Source organism: Arthrobacter sp. zg-Y1171, assembly GCF_025244845.1.
Taxonomy (GTDB): Bacteria; Actinomycetota; Actinomycetes; order Actinomycetales; family Micrococcaceae; genus Arthrobacter_B.
The window spans coordinates 2,216,766-2,237,203 of the sequence record NZ_CP104264.1 but is presented as its reverse complement, the minus strand read 5'-3'; the positions used below and the strand labels follow the sequence as shown (position 1 = coordinate 2,237,203).

18 protein-coding genes and 3 tRNA genes are annotated in these 20,438 nt (G+C 65.1%); 12 read left to right on the top strand and 9 right to left on the bottom strand.

Annotation, left to right across the window (positions count from 1 at the left end):
• The first annotated feature begins 1 nt into the window (after nt 1).
• The gene (locus tag N2L00_RS10550) at nt 2-538 is read left to right on the top strand and encodes a tetratricopeptide repeat protein (protein ID WP_255862773.1); all 537 of its coding nucleotides are present in this window, start codon (nt 2-4) and stop codon (nt 536-538) included.
• A 120-nt stretch (nt 539-658) separates the two neighbouring features.
• Here the strand turns inward: N2L00_RS10550 and N2L00_RS10545 are convergent, their stop codons facing one another.
• The 5 genes from N2L00_RS10545 to bcp all read right to left on the bottom strand — a co-directional run bounded on the left by N2L00_RS10545 (nt 659) and on the right by bcp (nt 5,247).
• Nucleotides 659-1,603 carry an ABC transporter permease gene (locus N2L00_RS10545; protein WP_370646904.1) on the bottom strand — a complete coding sequence of 315 codons (945 nt, stop codon included), beginning with the start codon at nt 1,601-1,603 and terminating at the stop codon, nt 659-661.
• Nucleotides 1,600-2,604, bottom strand: coding sequence for an ABC transporter permease (locus tag N2L00_RS10540; protein WP_227918216.1), 1,005 nt, complete (start codon nt 2,602-2,604; stop codon nt 1,600-1,602). Before N2L00_RS10540 ends, N2L00_RS10545 begins: the two co-directional genes overlap by 4 nt.
• 102 nt (nt 2,605-2,706) lie before the next feature.
• Entirely contained in the window at nt 2,707-4,401 is a 1,695-nt protein-coding gene (locus N2L00_RS10535; RefSeq protein ID WP_255764588.1) for an ABC transporter substrate-binding protein, read from the bottom strand.
• Between the two features lie 238 nt (nt 4,402-4,639).
• Nucleotides 4,640-4,721: transfer RNA gene (locus N2L00_RS10530), tRNA-Leu, on the bottom strand.
• A 58-nt stretch (nt 4,722-4,779) separates the two neighbouring features.
• Nucleotides 4,780-5,247 (bottom strand): thioredoxin-dependent thiol peroxidase, encoded by a 468-nt coding sequence (gene bcp, locus N2L00_RS10525; protein WP_227918214.1) that lies wholly within the window; start codon nt 5,245-5,247, stop codon nt 4,780-4,782.
• A 151-nt stretch (nt 5,248-5,398) separates the two neighbouring features.
• Here bcp and N2L00_RS10520 point away from each other — a divergent pair, with 151 nt between their 5' ends.
• From N2L00_RS10520 to N2L00_RS10510, 3 genes are all read left to right on the top strand, one after another.
• Entirely contained in the window at nt 5,399-5,932 is a 534-nt protein-coding gene (locus tag N2L00_RS10520) for a MarR family winged helix-turn-helix transcriptional regulator (protein WP_255764587.1), read from the top strand.
• 109 nt (nt 5,933-6,041) lie between these two features.
• Complete coding sequence (locus tag N2L00_RS10515) at nt 6,042-7,214, top strand: RtcB family protein (protein WP_255862774.1); 1,173 nt, start codon at nt 6,042-6,044, stop codon at nt 7,212-7,214.
• Nucleotides 7,215-7,260: 46 nt separating this feature from the next.
• On the top strand, nt 7,261-8,055 hold the full coding sequence (locus N2L00_RS10510; protein ID WP_255862775.1) for a GNAT family N-acetyltransferase: 795 nt from the start codon (nt 7,261-7,263) through the stop codon (nt 8,053-8,055).
• Between the two features lie 127 nt (nt 8,056-8,182).
• Here the strand turns inward: N2L00_RS10510 and N2L00_RS10505 are convergent.
• From N2L00_RS10505 to N2L00_RS10495, 3 genes are all read right to left on the bottom strand, one after another.
• Nucleotides 8,183-8,258, bottom strand: a tRNA-Lys gene (locus N2L00_RS10505).
• 180 nt (nt 8,259-8,438) lie between these two features.
• A tRNA-Lys gene (locus N2L00_RS10500) sits at nt 8,439-8,514 on the bottom strand.
• A 116-nt stretch (nt 8,515-8,630) separates the two neighbouring features.
• Entirely contained in the window at nt 8,631-8,954 is a 324-nt protein-coding gene (locus N2L00_RS10495) for a hypothetical protein (RefSeq protein ID WP_255862776.1), read from the bottom strand.
• 94 nt (nt 8,955-9,048) lie between these two features.
• On the opposite strand from N2L00_RS10495, the gene N2L00_RS10490 reads away from it, so the two are divergent.
• Complete coding sequence (locus N2L00_RS10490; protein ID WP_255862777.1) at nt 9,049-10,014, top strand: 2-hydroxyacid dehydrogenase; 966 nt, start codon at nt 9,049-9,051, stop codon at nt 10,012-10,014.
• Nucleotides 10,015-10,030: 16 nt separating this feature from the next.
• Here N2L00_RS10490 and N2L00_RS10485 read toward each other — a convergent pair whose 3' ends face one another.
• Nucleotides 10,031-10,516: a hypothetical protein gene (locus tag N2L00_RS10485; protein ID WP_255764582.1), complete on the bottom strand. Its 486-nt coding sequence runs from the start codon at nt 10,514-10,516 to the stop codon at nt 10,031-10,033.
• Between the two features lie 149 nt (nt 10,517-10,665).
• On the opposite strand from N2L00_RS10485, the gene ilvD reads away from it, so the two are divergent.
• The 7 genes from ilvD to metG all read left to right on the top strand — a co-directional run bounded on the left by ilvD (nt 10,666) and on the right by metG (nt 20,436).
• A complete protein-coding gene (ilvD, locus tag N2L00_RS10480) occupies nt 10,666-12,369 on the top strand; it encodes a dihydroxy-acid dehydratase (RefSeq protein ID WP_255764581.1) in 1,704 nt (567 codons plus the stop codon).
• Nucleotides 12,370-12,773: 404 nt separating this feature from the next.
• Nucleotides 12,774-14,681: an acetolactate synthase large subunit gene (locus tag N2L00_RS10475; protein WP_255764580.1), complete on the top strand. Its 1,908-nt coding sequence runs from the start codon at nt 12,774-12,776 to the stop codon at nt 14,679-14,681.
• Between the two features lie 3 nt (nt 14,682-14,684).
• A complete protein-coding gene (gene ilvN, locus N2L00_RS10470; protein ID WP_227918205.1) occupies nt 14,685-15,197 on the top strand; it encodes an acetolactate synthase small subunit in 513 nt (170 codons plus the stop codon).
• A 48-nt stretch (nt 15,198-15,245) separates the two neighbouring features.
• Nucleotides 15,246-16,271 carry a ketol-acid reductoisomerase gene (ilvC, locus tag N2L00_RS10465; protein WP_255764579.1) on the top strand — a complete coding sequence of 342 codons (1,026 nt, stop codon included), beginning with the start codon at nt 15,246-15,248 and terminating at the stop codon, nt 16,269-16,271.
• Nucleotides 16,272-16,444: 173 nt separating this feature from the next.
• Nucleotides 16,445-18,040, top strand: coding sequence for a phosphoglycerate dehydrogenase (gene serA / locus N2L00_RS10460; RefSeq protein ID WP_255862778.1), 1,596 nt, complete (start codon nt 16,445-16,447; stop codon nt 18,038-18,040).
• Nucleotides 18,041-18,126: 86 nt separating this feature from the next.
• Complete coding sequence (locus N2L00_RS10455; RefSeq protein ID WP_255862779.1) at nt 18,127-18,861, top strand: hypothetical protein; 735 nt, start codon at nt 18,127-18,129, stop codon at nt 18,859-18,861.
• Nucleotides 18,862-18,870: 9 nt separating this feature from the next.
• Nucleotides 18,871-20,436, top strand: a complete 1,566-nt coding sequence (gene metG, locus N2L00_RS10450; RefSeq protein ID WP_255862780.1) for a methionine--tRNA ligase — start codon at nt 18,871-18,873, stop codon at nt 20,434-20,436.
• Nucleotides 20,437-20,438 lie beyond the last annotated feature (2 nt).

Sequence of the window (20,438 nt, the reverse complement as noted above, 5' to 3'; positions counted from 1 at the left end):
CATGGCTGAAACGCCGGCGGGTTCCGCAGCGGACCTGGAAGCAGAGCTGCGGCAGCTGTTCGCAGCCCGGAACCGGGAGGACATGGCCCCCACCATCGCGGCGCTGCTGGATGTCCGGGACCGCTATCCGGACAATGCCCGCGTCCGCTATGAAGTGGGCGGCGCCTATGACACGGCAGGGGAAGAGGCAACGGCTGCCGGATACTACGAACAGGCGCTGGCACTGGGCCTGGAAGGCGACGTGCTGCGGCGCTGCTATCTGCAGTACGGCAGCACCCTGCGGCTGCTCGGGCGCTCGGAGGAATCGCTGGCGGTCTTCGCCCGCGCCCGGCAGAGCTTTCCCGGATCAGTGTCGCTGGGGGTCTTCGAGGCCCTGACCCTGCATGCCGCGGGCAAGGCGAACGCGGCGCTCGCCGGTCTCCTGGTCCTGCTCGCGGAGAATGTTTCCTCGGAAGACCTGGAACGGTATCTCCCGGCGCTGCACGGCAACGCGGCTTACCTCGCTTCGCTCGACGGCGGGGCCGGCCACCCCGCCTAAACCCGTACCCGGCTAACCAAGCCGGCCTACGACGCCGGGCCAACGAAGCCGGTCAACGAAGAAGGGCCCTCCAAACGGAGGGCCCTTCTTCGTTGACGGAGGCATTGCCGTCCGCGCTGGTTACTTTCGCCGTGTCTTGGGGTCCAAGGCCTCACGGAGGGACTCGCCCAGCAGGGTGAAGCCAAGCGCGGTGATGGCAATGCAGATGCCGGGGAGGAAGGCCAGCTGCGGTGCCACGGCCAGTTCGGCCTGTGCGTAGGTAAGCATCCGGCCCCACTCGGCGGTCTGCGGCAGGCCGCCGCCGAGGCCCAGGAAGGCCAGCGCGGCGGCGTCGATGACCGCTGTCGCCAGGGTGAGGGTGGCCTGCACGATCAGCGGACCCATGCTGTTGGGCAGCAGGTGGCTCATGGTGATGGTCCGCCGGCTTAGCCCCAGGGTCTGCGCAGACAGGATGTAGTCGGCGCTGCGCTGGGAGATCATTGACGACCGCAGGAGCCGGGCGAAGATAGGTACCTGTGAGACACCGATGGCAATCATGATTGCCAGGGAACTTTGGCCCAGGAGGGCGGCAATGCTGACGGCGAGCAGCAGGTTCGGTACGGAGAGCAGGATGTCGACGAAGCGCATGATCACGCTGTCCACCCAGCCGCCCAGGCCGCCGGCGATGACCCCGAGCAGCACTCCGCCGGCCAGGCCCAGCGCCGTGGACACTACGCCGATGATCAGCGACGCGCGGGCACCCCAGATCAGCTTGGAGAGGACATCGCCGCCGAAACGGTCCAGGCCCAGGGGATAACCGTCAATGTCTCCCGGTCCGGGGATGTTCGTGGGGGTGATCTCCGTACGGCCGGGGAGGTCGTCGCCGCCAAAGGGGGCAAGCAGCGGGGCGAGGATGGCCACCAATATGAACAGCCCCACGATGACGGCGCCGGCGACGGCGGCAGGGTTGCGGCGCAGGCGGCGGAAAGCGTCTTTCCACATCCCGCTTCCGGTGGCGGGCTTGGCGGTGGGAGCACCGTCGGGAAGGATGGACCCGCCGGCTGCGGGGGGCAGAGTAGTACTCACTGGACACGCACCCTTGGATCGATGAAGCCGTAGGACACGTCAACCAGCAGGTTGATCAGTGAATACGCCACGGCAATGAAGACAATGAATCCCTGCAGGACGGGATAGTCGAGGGCGAAGATCGCGTCCCTCAGGAACCTGCCGATACCGCTGAACGCGAAGACGGTCTCGGTCAGCACTGCGCCGGAGATCAGCAGGCCGGTCTGCAGGCCGATGGTGGTGGTTACCGGCAGCATGGCGTTGCGCAGCACAAAACGGCCGCGGATGGTCTTCTCCATCAATCCTTTGGCGCGGGCCGTGCGGACATAGTCGGCGCCCTGGACCTCCAGGACCGATGCCCTGGTAATGCGCACGATGATCGCCAGCGGAATGGTCCCGAGGGCGATGGCGGGAAGCACCAGATGCATGACGGCGTCCCAGGACGCGTCCCATTCCCGGGTGAGCAGACCGTCCAAAACGTAGAAGTCGGTAACATGCGTGGCATCGATGCGCGGATCCTGGCGCCCGTCGGTGGGGAACCAGCCCAGCTGGATGGCCAGCACCCATTTGAGGATGAAGGCGAGGAAGAACACCGGGACGGTGATGCCGATCAGGGACAGGACCACCGAGGAGTGGTCCCAGAAACGTCCGTAGTGGCGGGCGGCCAGATAACCCAGCGGGATGCCGATGCCGATCGCGAAGATAAGCGCCACGACCGCCAGCTCCACGGTGGCGGGAAAGCGGGTGGCGAATTCCTCCAGCACCGGGCGCCCGGTGACGATTGAGGTACCGAAGTCGCCCTTAAGCAGCTTTCCGACATAGGTGAAGTACTGCTCGATCAGCGGGCGGTCAAAGCCGTAGGCCTTGTTGATGTTGGCGATGGCTTCGGGGGAGGCCTTGTCACCGAGCAGGGCGGTGGCCGGACCGCCGGGCAGGTTGCGGACCCACAGGAACAGCAGGATCGAAAGGCCGATCAGGGTGGGGATCAGCATAAGAAGGCGTTTGCCGATGACTCGTAGCACGAGTGTCCTTTCCCAGCCGTGGGGCTGGAGGATCTGGGGAGGAAAAGTCGAGGCGCGTAGGAGGCCGGGGACCCCGCGGGGTCCCCGGCCTCCGCTTAGGTGTTACTTGGAGAGCTTGATTTCGCTGAAGACTTCGTCGTTCACCGGGCTGGCCGGGTAGGACTCGACCCGCTCGGAGAAGGCGAGCGACGGCGCCGGGTGTGCCAGCGGGATGGCCGGCACGAACTGGGCGATGTCCTCATTGATCTGCTCGTAGAGCGGAGTCTGCTCCTCGAGGGTGGAAACCTGGCGTGCCTCTTCCAGCGCGCTGAAGATCTCCGGGTTGTTGAAGCCGAACTCGGGCTTCTCCTGGCCGAAGAACACGCCTACGAAGTTGTCCGTGTCGTTGTAGTCTCCGGTCCAGCCCAGCAGGTGCAGGCCGTGATCGGAGCCTGCCTGCACGCGGTCGAGGTAGTCCGGGGACCACTTGTCCGACTGGGGGGTGACCGTGATGCCGACTTCGGCCAGCTGCGCGCTCAGGTTGGTGAAGACCTGCTCAGGCGTCGGCATGTACGGCCGGGAGACGCCGGTGGGGTAGTTGAACTGCACGGTGAAACCGTCCGGGTAGCCGGCTTCGGCCAGCAGGGACTTGGCCTTTGCCGGGTCGTATTCGTACGTGGTGACGTCTTCGTTGTAGCCGTTGACGACGTCGGGGATGAACTGGGTGGCCACCTTGGTGCCCTCGGGCAGGGTCTGGCTGACCAGTGCTTCCTTGTCGATGGCGTGCGCAATGGCCTGGCGGACCTTGGGGTCGGCCAGCTCGGGCACCTGCTGGTTGATGCCCAGGTACAGGATGGTGAACGGATCGCGCGGGATCACCTTGAAGCCGGCGTCGGCCAGTGCCTCGGTGTCGGCGGGGGCCACGAGGTCGTAGCCGTCAATGTCGCCGGACTCCAGCGACTGGCGGCGGGCCTGCGGATCGTCGATGACGCGGAAGATGATGTCGGTGACCTGGGCGTCGTCGCCGCCCCAGTAATCCTCGTTCAGGGACAGTGTGAGCTGGTTGCCCACGTCCCAGCCGTCGAACTTGTAGGGACCGGTGCCGGTGGGGTGTTCCTTGGCGTATTCGGTCAGCTCGGGGGCTTCGGCCGTGCCCGAGGAGTTGTTGGCGCCGAATTCCTCCAGGGCGGCCGGGCTCTGCATGCTGAAGGCAGGCAGCGAGAGCGCGGCAACAAAGCCGGCGAAGGGCTTGTTCAGCGTAATCACGGCTTCGGCATCCGAGGTCGCTTCGCAGGACTTGTAGGTTGCCTCTTCGGGTGTGTCCGAGAAGCCCTTGAACAGCATGCCGTAGTAGTAGGCCTGGCTTTCGGCCTGCTGGATGCCGGTGAAGTTGTACCAGCGGTCAAAGTTGGCGCAGACTGCTTCGGCATTGAAATCGGTGCCGTCGTGGAACTTGACGCCCTCTTCGAGGTCGAACGTGTAGGTCATGCCGTCTTCCGAAGCCTCCCACGACTTCGCCAGCAGCGGGGCCGGGTCCGCGGTGCCGGGTTCGACGCCGACAAGGCCTTCGAAGATCTGGCGGCTGACGCGGAAGGACTCGCCGTCGGACGCGAAGGCGGGGTCCAGGGATTTGGGATCGGATGAAGCGGCGAAAACGAAGGTGCCGTCGACGTCACTGGAGCCGCCGTCGGCCCCTTCCTCGCGGTTGCTTTGGGCGCAGCCCGAAAGCACAAGCGCGCTCAGGGCGAGGCCGGCGGTAAGGGCGGACGCGCGCTTCTTCGCGGACCGGCCTTTCCGGACACTGTCTGCTGAAAACATGTTTTGGGTACTCCTCAAGGGCGGATGAACGCTATGCGAGTGCTGCCTGCGGCCGGAAAGCCGGCCCGGATGCGTCTGTTGGACGCACACGTATGGACAGAGCCTAATGCGGAAGTGTTTCTGTTACGTGACATTCGTCACCGTCGGCGTGGTCACGATTCGGCAACGCCGGGGCCGCGGGCGATGAGCCCGGGCATGAAAAAAGCCCCGGTCCGAAGACCGGGGCTTTGATATCCGGTGCGCGAGGAGGGACTTGAACCCACACGTCCGAAGACACTGGAACCTAAATCCAGCGCGTCTACCAATTCCGCCACTCGCGCCGATTTCCCCTGCCTGCTGTATTGCGCAGCCGGGAAACCGGTCTTAGTCTACCCGAGGTTAGTCGAGCCCCAGGTCACGCCGGAGCTTGGCAACATGCCCGGTCGCCTTCACGTTGTACTGGGCGAGGGCAACCTTGCCTTCAGGGTTCACCACCACGGTGGACCTGATCAGCCCTTCGTAGGTGCGGCCGTAGTTCTTCTTCTCGCCCCATGCTCCGTAGGCTTCGGCCACGGCGTGGTCGGCGTCGGAGAGCAGCGGAAAGTTCAGGTTTTCGGATGCCGCGAACTTCTCCAGCTTCTCCACCGGATCGGGGGAGACGCCCAGGACGGTGTAGCCGGCGCCCTTGAGGCTGTTCAGGTTGTCCCGGAAGTCGCAGGCCTCCTTCGTGCAGCCGGGCGTGGCCGCGGCCGGATAGAAGTAGACGATGGTGCTGCTGCCGTGCAGGTCCGCCAATGACACGGTTGTCCCATCGGCGGCGGGAAGCGCGAATTCCGGTGCGGTTTCATCCGGGCTCAGACGGGGCATTAGGTCTCTCCTTGGTGTCGATTTCGCCGTTGGTGCGTCATAACGCGACATTTCCAACGTGCGGTGGCTATCCTAGACTGTGGATCGGGGCGTAATCAGCAAACTGACTGTTTGCGGACGGATCCGTCGCCGAGAGGAAGAGTTTTATTTTATGCCGGATATGGAGCGCTGGCCCACCGGGCGCCTGCTATCTACAGCTGCACGCCTAGTAGAGCATGCCTGGAACGAGCGGTTGGTCAGCATCGGCCTGACCCACGCAGGCGTTATCGCGTTGGGTGTTCTTGACTCCCAGGGGCCAATGACGCAGGCACGCCTGGCACAGCTTGTGCGGGTTCAGGCCCAGACGATGGGCAAGACCCTCGCCCGCCTGGAGACCCACGGACACGTTAGCCGTGTGCGCAATGACCTCGACAAGCGCAGCCACATGGTGACGATCACCGAGCAGGGCAAGGAAGCACTCCACGAAGCGCAGAACATCGAGCGCACGCTCCTCGACGGCGGAGAGCTGCTGTCAGAGGCACTGCGCACCCAGCTGCGGAAGGTCATCAGCGAGTTGGGAAGCCCGCGGTGGCAGGTCGCCGTCGACGTCCCCGGACTTCCGGTCCCGCCCGAAAGCGGTTTGGTGATCCTGCCGGAAAGTGCGGACGCCACGGAGGCTGCGGAAGCCCCGGCGGACCGCCGCTGACCGCCGGAGCGGCACCGAAAACGTACGAAGAGGCACATCCGCTGGATGTGCCTCTTCTTTCGTTTGGCCGTTAGCCTCAGTGGTAAGCACGCTGACGAAAGGGCTGCCCGTGGAGCATAAGGTCAACGCGAAGTACATCAACTTCGCGAGCGTCATTGATGACGTCACCCTGGAGCAAAACACCAGGACGGCCCGGATGCCGTTCATCTATCCGCACCTGGCCTCCATGCCGGACGCGCACCTGGGGAAGGGTGCAGCTGTCGGATCCGTGATCCCCACCCTGGGGGCAATCATCCCTGCGGCGGTGGGCGTCGATATCGGCTGCGGGATGATCGCCGTCCGCACCCGGCTCTTTGCCGCGGACATTGCGGGCCTGAACCGCCGGGTTCTCCGCGAAGCGATAGAACATGCCATTCCGCTCTCAGCCGGCAACAACAACCGCAGCCTCACCGATTCGGCGCGTCTCCGGGTCGAGGAACTTGCCGACGACGCCGCTGCCGCCGGCTTTGACCCCGCGTCCTACCTCAGCGGCTGGCGGCTCCAGCTGGGCACCCTGGGCTCGGGGAACCACTTCATCGAAGTGTCCCTGGATGAAGAGGACGCGGTCTGGCTGTTCCTGCATTCGGGCTCGCGCGGTGTCGGGAACAAGATCGCGCAGCAGCACATCTGGTCGGCACAGAACTACTGCGGCAAGCGCTCCATCGACCTGCCGGACCGGGACCTGGCGTACCTGGAGGAGGGGACCGGGGAGTTCGACCGGTACATTGCGGAACTGATGTGGGCCCAGAAGTTCGCCCTGCTGAACCGTGAGGAAATGATGGACCGGGTCGTGGGATGCTTCAGTGCCTGGACGGGGGAGGCCGTGCAGGAACGGGAGCGGATCAACTGCCACCACAACTACACCGAGGTTGGGCACCACTACGGCAGGGACGTCTGGCTCTCGCGGAAGGGCGCCATCGACGCTTCGCCGGGACGTCCGGGGCTGATCCCGGGATCCATGGGCACGGCGTCGTACGTGGTGGAAGGCAAGGGCTACGCGCCGTCGCTGAACTCCGCACCGCACGGCGCAGGCAGGGAGTATTCCCGGACGAAAGCGCGCAGGACCTTCAGCCAGGAGCAGCTGCGGAAGGCAATGAAGGGGATCGAATTCCGCGATACCCCCGCTTTCATTGACGAGATCCCGGCGGCGTACAAGGACATCGACGCCGTGATGGCGGACGCGAAGGATCTGGTCACGGTGAAGCACGTGCTGCGGCAGATCGTGAACGTCAAGGGAAACTAAGTCCCGAATCCAGTGCAACGGGCCCGCAACGGTAGGGTATGGACCCATGACCAGACCCGCAGAGCTCCTTGCCGCCTATGACCGCCAGTTGCGCACCGATGCGGAAACTCCCGGCGCAGTCGCCGTGGAACGGCTGGGACCCCTGCGCCTGGTGACGTTCGACGGCGGCCGGGGTTTCATCACCTACGCCGACCTGGACGGGGCGGATGCCGAGACCATTTCCGGCTGGGTGGCCGGTGCCCTCGCGTATTACCGGAGCGATCCGCAGATCCGGAAGGTGGAGTGGAAGACCCGGAGCCATGACCGGGCACCCGGACTCCACGAATCACTGCTGCGCAACGGGTTCGAACCGGACGAACCCGAATCCATCATGATCGGGCGCGCGGCGGACCTGGCGGTGGATGTCCCGGTTCCCGATGGGGTTGCCCTCCGCCGCGTCACGGAAGAGCAGGATATCCGCGCCATGAGTGCCATGGCGGACGGTGTATTCGGTGATCCGGTCTCCATTGCAACGGCGGACTCCCTCCTGCGCCGGTTGTCCCGCGGCGACGGGATGGAACTCTGGGTGGCGGAAAGCGGCGGCACGATCGTCAGCGCCGGCCGCCTGGAACCGGTTGCCGGCACGGAGTTCGCAGGCATCTGGGGCGGTGCAACGCTGGCGCCCTGGCGCGGCCGGGGTATCTACCGCGCACTTACCGCAGCCCGTGCACGCTCCGCACTGGCAGCGGGCAAGGCCCTGATCCACAGCGATTCCACGGAGTACTCCCGCCCGATCCTGGAGCGCTCCGGCTTCCTGAAGGTGTCCGCCACAACGCCGTATCTCTGGAGTGCGGAGGCGTAGCTGCAGGAGCCGGAGCGCTGGCCGCCGGTGCCGGCGGCCACGGAGCTGTTCACGGACGAGTTCACCGGCGGCAAAACGAAAAAACCCCGTCCGACAGGCGCAATGCCTGGTCAGACGGGGTTTTCACTGGTGCACCCCCCGGGACTTGAACCCGGAACCCATTGATTAAGAGTCAATTGCTCTGCCAATTGAGCTAGAGGTGCGCACTTTGTTGGAAGGAAGACCTTCGCCGTGAGGCGCGGTTCGTTCTCCGCAACGACATGAAACATTACCACGTGTCGGCAGGGTCCACGAAATCCGGCCTGCATGTCCGGAGCCGCTGCCCGCCCGGGCAACAAAAAACCCCGCCCGGCCAGGCGAAGAGCCTGATCGGACGGGGTAATTGGTGCACCCCCCGGGACTTGAACCCGGAACCCATTGATTAAGAGTCAATTGCTCTGCCAATTGAGCTAGAGGTGCGTATTCGAGGTGATGGAAACCAGCAGATTTTCTCCGTGGTCGGCATCAGCAACGACATGAAACACTACCAGCAGTTCCGCTGGAGAACGAAATTCCGGCAGCTTTTGTGTCCCGTCTCACGTTGCATTCCGTTCCGGTGTACCGCCTGGATGGGGGAGGACCACCAATTCGCCCGGATTACCGTCCCAGTCGCCGCTGCTGTCCACCACCCAGGTCCGTGCGGGGAGGTTCGACGCCGGGTCCCCGGTGGTCACTGTCGTAACGGCGTCGCCGGGGACCGGGGTAACCGGAAGGTCAGGGTCCGGCACACCGGAAGTGTCGATCCCCGCAGCGGTCCGCACGGCACCGTGGGCCAGCATCCGCTCAGCTGTCCGGGCTGCCCAGACAGCCGCAACGGACCCAACCCCCAGGGCTGTGAAGAGAAAGGATTTCCGGGCCACGGCGGCCTCCTTCGATCGGCGGAAGGCACGTTTTTCACGTTACGGCCGGCGCCTGCCGCTGTCCATAGTCGAGGACCCGGTTACGCTGGCTGGCATGGCCGACACTGAATCCCGCAATGTTCCGGTGCGCACCCTGACCGTGCCCACGCCCGAACTTCTGGAAGCCCTGCAGCCCCTGCCCGACGGCATGAAGGCAGCCGTCTGGGACCTGGCCGGTGAGCCCGAGGGGGTGGCGTATCCGGACATCGATGCAGTGGTGCTTCCCTACGCCAACGGATCAGACTACGGAGATGCGCTGGACCGGGTGCCGAACCTGCTGCTCCTGCAGGCGCAGTCGACGGGCTATGACGGGCTGCCCGAGCTGGTCGGTGAGGGGACGGCCATTGCCAGCGCCGCCGGCGTCCATGCCGCCGCGACGGCCGAGATGGCCCTTGCCCTGATCCTGTCTGCGCAGCGGGGAATCGACACTGCGCTGAGCGCCCAGCATGAGGGCCGGTGGGAATCGATCCGGTATCCGGGGCTGGCGGACCGCCGCGTGCTCCTCGTGGGGGTCGGCGGAATCGGCCGGGAGATTGCCGCGCGGCTGCACCCGTTCGACGTCGAGCTGATCCGGGTGGGCAGCACGGCGCGGACGGATGACGACGGCGCGGTGCACGGTACGGACGAACTCACCGATCTGGCGGCCCGGGCCGAGATCCTGGTGGTCATCACACCCTTGAACGCGCAGACCCGCCACCTCATCGACGCCAACGTACTCGCCGCCCTGCCGGACGGGGCGCTGGTGGTCAACGTTGCCCGCGGCGCCGTGGTGGACAGCGAAGCCCTCACCAAGGAAGTGGTGTCCGGACGGCTGCGCGCGGCTCTGGACGTCTTCGATCCGGAGCCCCTGCCGGCAGAGCATCCGCTGCGGCAGGCATCCGGGGCGATTATTACCCCGCACTGGGGCGGAAACACCGCAGCCTTCGAACCCCGGATCAAGGCCCTGCTGCGCGAACAGGTGCAGCGGCTGGCAGCAGGAAAAGAACCGCTGAACCTCGTCCGCCCCGGCCCGTGGGGGTAGGCGAACCGCCTGCGCCCTAGGCCAGTTCCAGGTAGGAGTCCACGAACGAACGGAAATCTTCCCAGTCGGCGGACTGCTCCAGCAGCCGCTCGCCCGCTGAAGCCGTGGCCGGCAGGGTGGCCTGCGCTTCCACGGCAAACTGGAAGACGCGGCCGGTGCTTGTGCCCACCTCGTACGCGTCCGTGTCCAGCTCGTCGGTGTGGCTCAGATTGGTGGTGTTCACCGAAGTGGGTACTTCCAGCCCGGCGAGGGTATCGACGTCGAACGGAGCAAACACAACCTCGGCCGGACGCCACCGGTAGCCCAGCACGTAAAAACCGGTTTCACCGTCGAGGCCCGGCGTGGCCAGCACCAGGTTGTAGTCACCGTAATTGGGAATCTGGGATTCGAAGACGCGGCGCAGCACCCGCTTCAGCTGGTTGCTGGCGGGGTTTCCCAGGTCTGCAGTGTCCGTCTCCGCAGTATGTACGCCCGGATCCGTGGATCCTGTATCCGATGTCATACCCCCAGTCTATGAACACCGTCCCCCTATTCGGGAAGCCCGTGCCGTCCCTGCCTCTGATCTTCATCTGCTGTTCACAGGCCGTAACAACAGACGCGAATGTCCGTCACAGAGACCACCCCGGCAGGCTTAAGTCCTACGATCTACCCATGAGCGTGGACAACACACCGGACATCAAACCCCGCAGCCGAGTCGTTACGGACGGCATACACGCCGCCCCTGCCCGCGGCATGTTCCGTGCCGTGGGCATGGGCGACGACGACTTCGCCAAGCCGCAGATCGGCGTCGCCAGTTCCTGGAACGAGATCACTCCCTGCAACCTATCCCTGAACCGCCTCGCCACCGGTGCCAAAGAAGGCATCCACGCAGGCGGCGGCTTCCCCATGCAGTTCGGCACAATTTCCGTCTCGGACGGCATTTCCATGGGCCACGAGGGCATGCACTTTTCCCTGGTTTCCCGCGAAGTCATAGCGGACTCGGTGGAAACGGTGATGATGGCCGAGCGCCTGGACGGCTCCGTGCTGCTTGCCGGGTGCGACAAGTCCCTGCCCGGCATGCTGATGGCGGCAGCGCGCCTGGACCTCTCCAGCGTCTTCCTCTATGCCGGTTCGATCATGCCCGGCTTCGCCAAGATGGAGGACGGCAGCGAGCGGGAAGTCACCCTGATCGACGCCTTCGAAGCCGTGGGTGCCTGCGCCGCGGGCAAGATGAGCCTGAAGGACCTCGACTCGATTGAACGGGCCATCTGCCCGGGTGAAGGTGCCTGCGGCGGGATGTACACCGCCAACACGATGGCCTGCATCGGCGAGGCCCTGGGCATGTCCCTGCCCGGTTCGGCAGCGCCGCCCTCCGCGGACCGGCGCCGCGACGAGTTTGCCCGCAAATCCGGCGAGGCAGTGGTCAACCTGCTGCGCAAGGGCATCACCGCCCGCGACATCATGACCAAGAAGGCCTTCGAAAACGCCATCGCCGTCACCATGGCCTTCGGCGGCTCCACCAACGCCGTGCTGCACCTGCTGGCCATCGCCCGCGAGGCCGAAGTGGACCTCACCCTCGAGGATTTCAACCGCATCGGCGACACCATCCCGCACCTCGGCGACCTGAAGCCGTTCGGCCGGTACGTGATGTTCGACGTCGACAAGATCGGCGGCGTGCCCGTGATCATGAAGGCACTGCTCGACGCCGGCCTGATCCACGGCGACTGCCTCACGGTCACCGGCAAGACCGTGGCGGAGAACCTCGCGGCCATCAACCCGCCGGATCCGGACGGGAAGGTCCTGCGTGCCATGGACAACCCCATCCACAAGACCGGCGGCATCACCGTCCTGAAGGGGTCCATGGCTCCGGAAGGCGCTGTGGTGAAGAGCGCAGGGTTCGACGCCGACGTATTTGAAGGCACCGCACGGGTCTTCGAGCGTGAACAGGGCGCCCTGGACGCCCTGGACGCCGGCGAGATCTCTGCCGGCGACGTTGTGGTCATCCGCTACGAGGGCCCCAAGGGCGGACCGGGCATGCGCGAAATGCTCGCCATTACCGGCGCCATCAAGGGTGCGGGCCTGGGCAAGGATGTCCTGCTGCTGACCGACGGCCGCTTCTCCGGCGGCACCACGGGCCTGTGTATCGGCCACGTTGCACCTGAAGCGGTCGACGGCGGTCCCATTGCTTTCGTGAAGGACGGCGACCGGATCCGGGTGGACATTGCCGCCCGCAGTTTTGACCTGCTGGTGGACCCGGACGAGCTCGAAGCCCGCAAGGTCGGCTGGCAGCCGCTGCCGCACAAGTTCACCAAGGGTGTGCTGGCCAAGTACGCCAAGATGGTGAACTCTGCGTCCACCGGGGCTTACTGCGGTTGATGCCCCTCCCTGGGGCGCGGGCGCCGGAGCGCCCGCGCCCCAGGGCCCCTACGGGGCATCACCCTTATTAAGCCCCGCAGCCTTCCGTGGGCAGGCCCAAAAGCCGGGACACAAGTCCAGATAGTGAGACGGACGTCTCATAAGATTGACACCCCCGTAGGGGAACGCAAGACTGAACGGTATGCAGATCGTACCCGTCGTCCTTATCAAGCGCGTGGCGTAACAGCCCGACTTGTCTAAGACGTCACGCGCGAACCCCTACGGAGCCAACAGGCACGAGGGGTTTTTTTATTGGCATCGTCAGTTTTGGCTTCGCTGAACACAGAAGCCGTACCGGGCACAACCCGGGCCGGCCGTCGCATGACCGCATTGACCATGGATTAGCATCCGCAAAGGAAGTTCCGATGAGTAAGGGATCGCCAATCAGCCCTTCGCTGATGGCCTCGAAGGCAAATGCCGCTGCACGCGCGGCAGCAGCCAAGACCAAAGACGTAGCCAGTTCCGTGTCTGCGCATCCGGAAGCCGCGGATGAGCGCATCCAGGGGCCCAACAACACCGTTCCGCCCACCGAGATGACCGGCTCGCAGGCCATCGTCCGTTCGCTTGAGGAACTCGGCGTCGACGAAGTCTTCGGACTGCCCGGCGGCGCCATCCTGCCCACTTATGACCCGCTCATGGATTCCACCAAGATCCGGCACATCCTGGTCCGGCACGAGCAGGGCGCAGGCCATGCAGCCGAAGGCTACGCCATGGTGACCGGACGGGCCGGCGTCTGCATTGTGACCTCCGGACCCGGGGCCACCAACCTCGTCACCGCCATTGCCGACGCCCACATGGACTCCGTGCCGATGGTCGCCATCACCGGACAGGTCTCCAGCGCGTTCATCGGCTCCGATGCCTTCCAGGAAGCCGACATCGTGGGCATCACGATGCCCATCACCAAGCACTCCTATCTGGTGACCGATGCCGCCGACATCCCCCGGGTGCTGGCCGAGGCCTTCCATATTGCGACGTCGGGCCGTCCCGGTCCGGTCCTCGTCGACATTGCCAAGGATGCGCAGCAGGCGAAGACCACCTTCTCCTGGCCGCCGAAGATCGATCTGCAGGGCTACCGCACCGTGGTCCGCGGACATTCCAAGCAGGTGCGCGAGGCTGCCCGCCTGATTGCCGCCTCGCAGCGGCCCGTGTTCTACGTGGGCGGCGGCGTGCTCAAGGCCAACGCCTCGGCGGAGCTGCTCGAACTGGCCGAACTGGTGGGCGCCCCGGTGGTCACCACGCTGATGGCCCGCGGCGTTTTCCCCGACTCGCACGAACTGCATGTCGGCATGCCCGGGATGCACGGTGCGGTTTCCGCCGTGACCGCCCTGCAGCAGTCGGACCTGCTGATCACCCTCGGCGCCCGTTTCGATGACCGGGTAACCGGGGTGCTGAGCTCCTTCGCACCCGGCGCCAAAGTCATCCACGCGGACATCGACCCGGCGGAGATCTCCAAGAACCGTCCGGCGGATGTACCGATTGTCGGCTCGGTGAAGGAAATCATCCCCGAACTGGCCGACGCCGTGCGCGGACAATTCGAAACCGCGAAACCCGACATCTCGGCCTGGTGGGCCGTGCTGAACCGGCTGCGCGAAACCTACCCGATCGGTTACGCCACTCCCGAAGACGGACTGATTGCCCCGCAGAAGGTCATCGAACGCATCGGTGCGATGACCGGCCCCGAAGGCGTCTACGTGGCCGGCGTGGGCCAGCACCAGATGTGGTCCGCACAGTTCATCAAGTACGAGCGACCCCGGGCCTGGCTGAACTCCGGCGGCCTGGGCACCATGGGCTATTCGGTGCCCGCGGCCATGGGCGCGAAGGTGGGCGCACCGGACCGGGTGGTCTGGGCCATCGACGGCGACGGCTGCTTCCAGATGACCAACCAGGAACTGGCCACCTGCCTGATCAACAACATTCCGATCAAGGTCGCCATCATCAACAACTCCTCGCTGGGCATGGTCCGGCAGTGGCAGACGCTCTTCTACGAGTCCCGCTACTCCAACACGGACCTCAACACCGGGCATGACACCGTGCGGATCCCGGACTTCGTCAAGCTGGCCGAGGCGTACGGCTGCGTAGGCCTGCGCTGCGAACGCGACGAGGATATCGACGCGACCATCGCGCAGGCGCTGGAGATCAATGACCGCCCCGTAGTGATCGACTTCGTGGTCAGCCGCGACTCCATGGTGTGGCCGATGGTTCCCACCGGTGTCAGCAACGACCTGATCCAGATTGCCCGCAACATGACTCCCACCTGGGAAGAGGAGGACTAGGAAATGGCCCGCCACACCCTTTCCGTGCTGGTAGAAGACGTTCCCGGCGTGCTGACCCGGGTCGCCTCGCTGTTTGCCCGCCGGGCATTCAACATCAATTCCCTGGCTGTGGGCCCCTCGGAGGTGCCGGGCATGTCCCGCATCACCGTAGTGGTCGACGCCGAGGGTGACCTGCTCGAGCAGGTCACTAAACAGCTGAACAAGCTCATCAACGTCATCAAGATTGTCGAGCTGGTTCCGGATTCTTCCGTGCAGCGGGACCACATCCTGGTCAAGGTCCGCGCGGATGCCGCAACCCGGCTGCAGGTAACCCAGGCAGCCGAGCTGTTCCGCGCCTCGATAGTGGATGTCTCCACCGACTCGCTCATCGTCGAGGCAACAGGCACCGCCGACAAGCTCAACGCACTGCTCTCGGTGCTTGAGCCCTTCGGCATCCGCGAAATAGTCCAATCCGGAACCCTGGCCGTTGCCCGCGGCTCAAAATCCATGAGCGACCGCGCGCTGCGCAGCGCCTGAGTTCCCCCACAGACCCTTGTCCTTAGAAACCAGTAGGAGATAACCAAAGTGACTGACATGTATTACGACGACGACGCAGACCTGTCGATCATCCAGGGCCGTACCGTCGCCGTCATCGGCTACGGAAGCCAGGGCCACGCCCATGCCCTCAGCCTGCGCGACTCCGGCGTGGACGTCCGCGTGGGCCTCAAGGAAGGCTCCGCCTCGCGTGCCAAGGCAGAGGCCGAGGGCCTGCGCGTGCTGAACGTGGCGGACGCCGTCGCCGAAGCGGACCTGATCATGGTGCTTACCCCTGACCAGGTGCAGCGTTTCGTCTACGCCGAGGACATCGCCCCGAACCTGCAGGCCGGCGACGCCCTGTTCTTCGGCCACGGCTTCAACATCCGCTACGGTTACATCCAGCCGCCGGCCGACGTCGACGTCGCGCTCGTGGCTCCCAAGGGCCCGGGCCACATTGTGCGGCGCGAATTCGAAGCCGGCCGCGGCGTCCCGGACCTGATCGCCGTCGAGCAGAACCCCTCCGGTACCGCCAAGGAACTGGCCCTGTCCTACGCCAAGGCCATCGGCGGCACCCGCGCCGGCGTCATCGAAACCACCTTCACCGAAGAAACCGAAACCGATCTGTTCGGCGAGCAGGCGGTACTCTGCGGCGGCGCCTCGCAGCTGATCCAGTACGGCTTCGAAACCCTGACGGAGGCCGGCTACCAGCCGGAGGTCGCGTACTTCGAGGTGCTGCACGAGCTGAAGCTGATCGTGGACCTGATGGTCGAAGGCGGCATCGCCAAGCAGCGCTGGAGCGTCTCGGACACCGCCGAATACGGCGACTATGTCTCCGGACCGCGCGTCATTGACGAGAGCGTGAAGGAAAACATGAAGGCCGTCCTCGCGGACATCCAGAACGGTGCCTTCGCCAAGCGCTTCATCGATGACCAGGATGCCGGTGCCCCGGAGTTCAAGGAGCTGCGCAGGAAGGGCGAGGAGCACTCCATCGAAGCCACCGGCCGCGACCTGCGCAAGCTCTTCTCCTGGATCAAGAATGAAGACGATTACACCGAGGGTTCGGTAGCCCGCTAGCCGGACCGTAATCTCCGGCGCCGATTCGCCCTGCGCCCGCACCTGCGCGATAAGCTCGAAAAGCAAGCCGAATCGGCAAGGAGGCCGGACCCCTCGGGTCCGGCCTCCTGCACGAAATGCCCCAACACAATCTTCCAGTGCAAAGAAATCTTCCAAGTGTAAAGAGGTCATCGGTGTCTGCCACCAAACCAGTCGTACTCCTTGCGGAGGAACTCTCGCCCGCCACCGTCGAGGCCCTGGGCCCCGACTTCGACATCCGCACCACCGACGGCGCCGACCGCTCCCAGCTCCTGGCCGCGATTGCCGACGTCGACGCCATCCTCGTGCGGTCCGCCACGCAGGTGGATGCCGAAGCGATCGCCGCCGCCAGGAACCTCAAGGTTATTGCCCGGGCCGGCGTGGGCCTGGACAACGTGGATATCAAGGCCGCCACGCAGGCCGGCGTGATGGTGGTCAACGCGCCGACGTCGAACATCATCTCCGCGGCGGAACTGACGGTGGGGCACATCGTGTCCCTGGCCCGGAACATCCCGCAGGCCAGCGCCGCCCTGAAGAACGGCGAATGGAAGCGCTCCAAGTACAGCGGCACCGAACTGTTCGAAAAGAAGATCGGCATCATCGGCCTGGGCCGCATCGGCGCCCTGGTGGCCGCACGCATGCAGGGCTTCGGCACCGAGATCCTCGCCTATGACCCGTATGTCACCTCCGCCCGCGCCGCCCAGCTGAATGTCCGGCTGGTGTCCCTCGACGAGCTGCTCGCCGAGTCCGACTTCGTCACCATCCACATGCCCAAGACCCCGGAAACGGTGGGCATGCTCGGCACCGAGGCGTTCGAGAAGATGAAGGACACCGCCTACGTAGTGAACGTGGCCCGCGGCGGACTCGTGGACGAAGCAGCCCTGTACGAGGCGCTGCAGGCCGGAAAGATCGCCGGCGCAGGCGTCGACGTGTTCGTCAAGGAACCCAGCACCGACCTGCCCTTCTTCGCCCTGGACAACGTGGTGGTCACCCCGCACCTGGGCGCCTCCACCGCCGAAGCCCAGGAAAAGGCCGGCATCTCGGTGGCGAAGTCCGTCCGCCTGGCGTTGGCCGGGGAACTGGTGCCCGACGCCGTGAACGTGGCCGGCGGCGTTATTGCCGAGGACGTCCGGCCGGGCATCCCGCTGATCGAAAAGCTGGGCCGGATCTTCACCGCCCTGGCCTCGGATTCCGTGACCGCCATCGACATTGAAGTAGCCGGAGAAATTGCCGCCCTCGATGTGAAGGCACTGGAACTGGCGGCGTTGAAGGGGATCTTCACGGACATCGTGTCCGAGCAGGTCTCCTATGTGAATGCTCCGGTCCTCGCCGAGCAGCGCGGCATCGAGGTCCGGCTGCTGACCACCCCGGACGTGGATGACTACCGCAACCTGCTGACCATCCGCGGCGCCCTGTCCGACGGGACGCGGCTTGAGGTCTCCGGCACCCTTACGGGTCCGAAGCAGATCCAGAAGCTCGTGGGCGTGAACGGGTACGACCTGGAAATCCCCATCAGCGAGCACCTCATTGTGCTGATCTACCAGGACCGTCCCGGCGTCATCGGCGCCCTGGGCCGGGTCCTGGGCGAAAAGGAAATCAATATTGCCGGCATGCAGGTGGCCCGCAACTCCGAGGGCGGCCAGGCACTGTCCCTGCTCACCGTGGATTCCTCCGTGCCGCAGGACGTGCTGGAGGCGCTGAAGCTCGAAATCGGTGCCACCGTGGCCCGCGAGGTGGACCTGCAGGACTAGCAGCACGCCCGCTGTCCGGAGGGCAGCGCCAGTATCGCCGGAAGGCCGGTCCCGAACAGGGCCGGCCTTCTCGCTATGCTGGGGCCATGTCACAGCCCCCGGCGGAGCAGGCCATGCCGGCGCACGAACGGCCCTGGACGGCGGGCGCCCTGCTGCTGGTGGGCATCGGCTCCTATGCCGCCGTCTTCCTTAACACGCAGGTCCTTTGGGGCTGGGACGATCAAGGTGCGGTTGTCCTGGTCAACCGGATGGTTTTCGCCCTGGCAGTGGTCCTGACCGGGCTGACGGTTTTTGCGCCGGCCCGGCCGCCCGCCGTCGGAATCCGGCTGGCGGTTTATCTGGCTCCGCTGAGCCTGCTGCTGTGGCTGGTCCCGGCGCAGTCCAGCTCTATGGAATTGCTGGTCGCGCTGCTGCCGCCCTGGGCTTTGTTGACCGCGCTCTACGGGGTCCGGGGTGGACTTCCGACGGGATGGAGATTCGTCCTGGCCTATCTTGGAACAGGTGCGGCCGGCTGTTTGCTGATCGCCACGGTGTGGGTCAACGAATTGGTGTGGATTATGCCCGTACTGCCCCTGATGCTGCTGCTTCGGCCCAGCTACCGGCAACGCAGGCTCAGGGTGGCGGTGGAGATTTTCCTGGCGGTGCTGCTGGCGGCGTGTATCGGGGCCGAGTTCGTCCTCCTGCCGCAGGGGGACTCCTGGTTGCCTTACCGCAGCATCGTGGGAACGGCGTGCACCATCAGCCTTTTTTACACCGTCGTCCTGCTGGGCATCGCCCGCCGTACCGGCACCGAAGCGACAAGTCCCGCTAAAACAGGGTAATTTTCTTATGTGACTTCTTCCGATTCCAAGACCCCGTTCTACATCACCACGGCCATCTCCTACCCGAACGGCGAGCCCCACATCGGGCACGCCTACGAACACATCGCCACGGACGCCATGGCCCGCTTCAAGCGCCTCGACGGCTACGACGTGTTCTTTATGACGGGCACGGACGAGCACGGCCTGAAGATGCAGCAGTCCGCGGATAAGGAAGGCGTTACCGCCAAGGAACTCGCGGACCGCAACTCCGCCGCCTTCAAACAGATGGAAGCGGACATGGGCACCTCCTATGACCGTTTCATCCGCACCACCGACGCCGACCACTACGCCGCAGCGCAGGCCATCTGGAAGCGGATGGAGGAGAACGGCGACATCTACCTCTCCAAGTACGCCGGCTGGTACTCCGTCCGGGACGAGGCCTACTACACCGAGGACGAGACCGAAGTCCGCGAGGACGGCGTGCGCTACTCCAAGGAGACCGACACCGAGGTGACCTGGACGGAAGAAGAAAGCTACTTCTTCCGCCTCTCCGCCTACCAGGACCGGTTGCTGGCCCTGTACGAATCCCAGCCGGACTTCGCAGCCCCGCGCTCGCGGTTCAACGAAGTCATCAGCTTCGTCAAGGGCGGCCTGGAGGATCTTTCCATCTCCCGCACCACGTTCAACTGGGGCGTGCCCGTGCCCGGCAACCCGGACCACGTGATGTACGTGTGGGTGGACGCGTTGACCAACTACCTCACCGGCGTCGGCTTCCCGGATACGGAAAGCGAAGCGTTCAAGAAGTACTGGCCGGCCGATGTGCACGTGATCGGCAAGGACATCTCCCGCTTCCACGCCATCTTCTGGCCGGCGTTCCTGATGTCCGCCAAGCTGGAGCTGCCTCGGCGGATCATGATCCACGGCTTCCTGCACAATAAGGGTGTCAAAATGTCCAAGTCGCTGGGCAACGTGGTGGCTCCGAAGGCCTGGGCCGAGCAGTACGGCTTGGACTCCGTGCGGTTCTTCCTGCTGCGCGAGGTGCCCTTCGGTGCCGACGGCTCCTACAACCACGACGCCGTCGTGGGCCGGATGAATTCCGACCTCGCCAACAACCTGGGCAACCTCGCCCAGCGCTCACTGTCCATGGTGGCCAAGAACTGCGGCGCAGCGGTGCCGCAGCCCGGAGCGTTCACCCCCGAGGACACAGCGCTGCTGGAAGCGGCCGGGAACCTGCTGCAGATCTCCCGCGAGGCCTACGAGGTCCAGGATTTCCACGGCGCACTGGAAGCCACCTGGAAGGTCCTCGGCGACACCAACGCCTACTTCGCCGACCAGGCACCGTGGGTGCTGCGGAAGACCGACGTCGAGCGCATGAACACCGTGCTCTACGTGACGCTGGAAGTGCTGCGCATTGTGGCCATCCTGATCCAGCCGGTGATGCCGGAAAGTGCGTCGAAGCTGCTCACGGTCCTGGGCCAGGACGACGACGCCGCCCGGCAGTTCAGTGCGATCGCCGCGCCGCTGGTGCCGGGTACCCAACTGCCGGCTCCGACCCCCATCTTCCCGAAGTACGAGGAACCGGCCGAACAGGCCTAAGA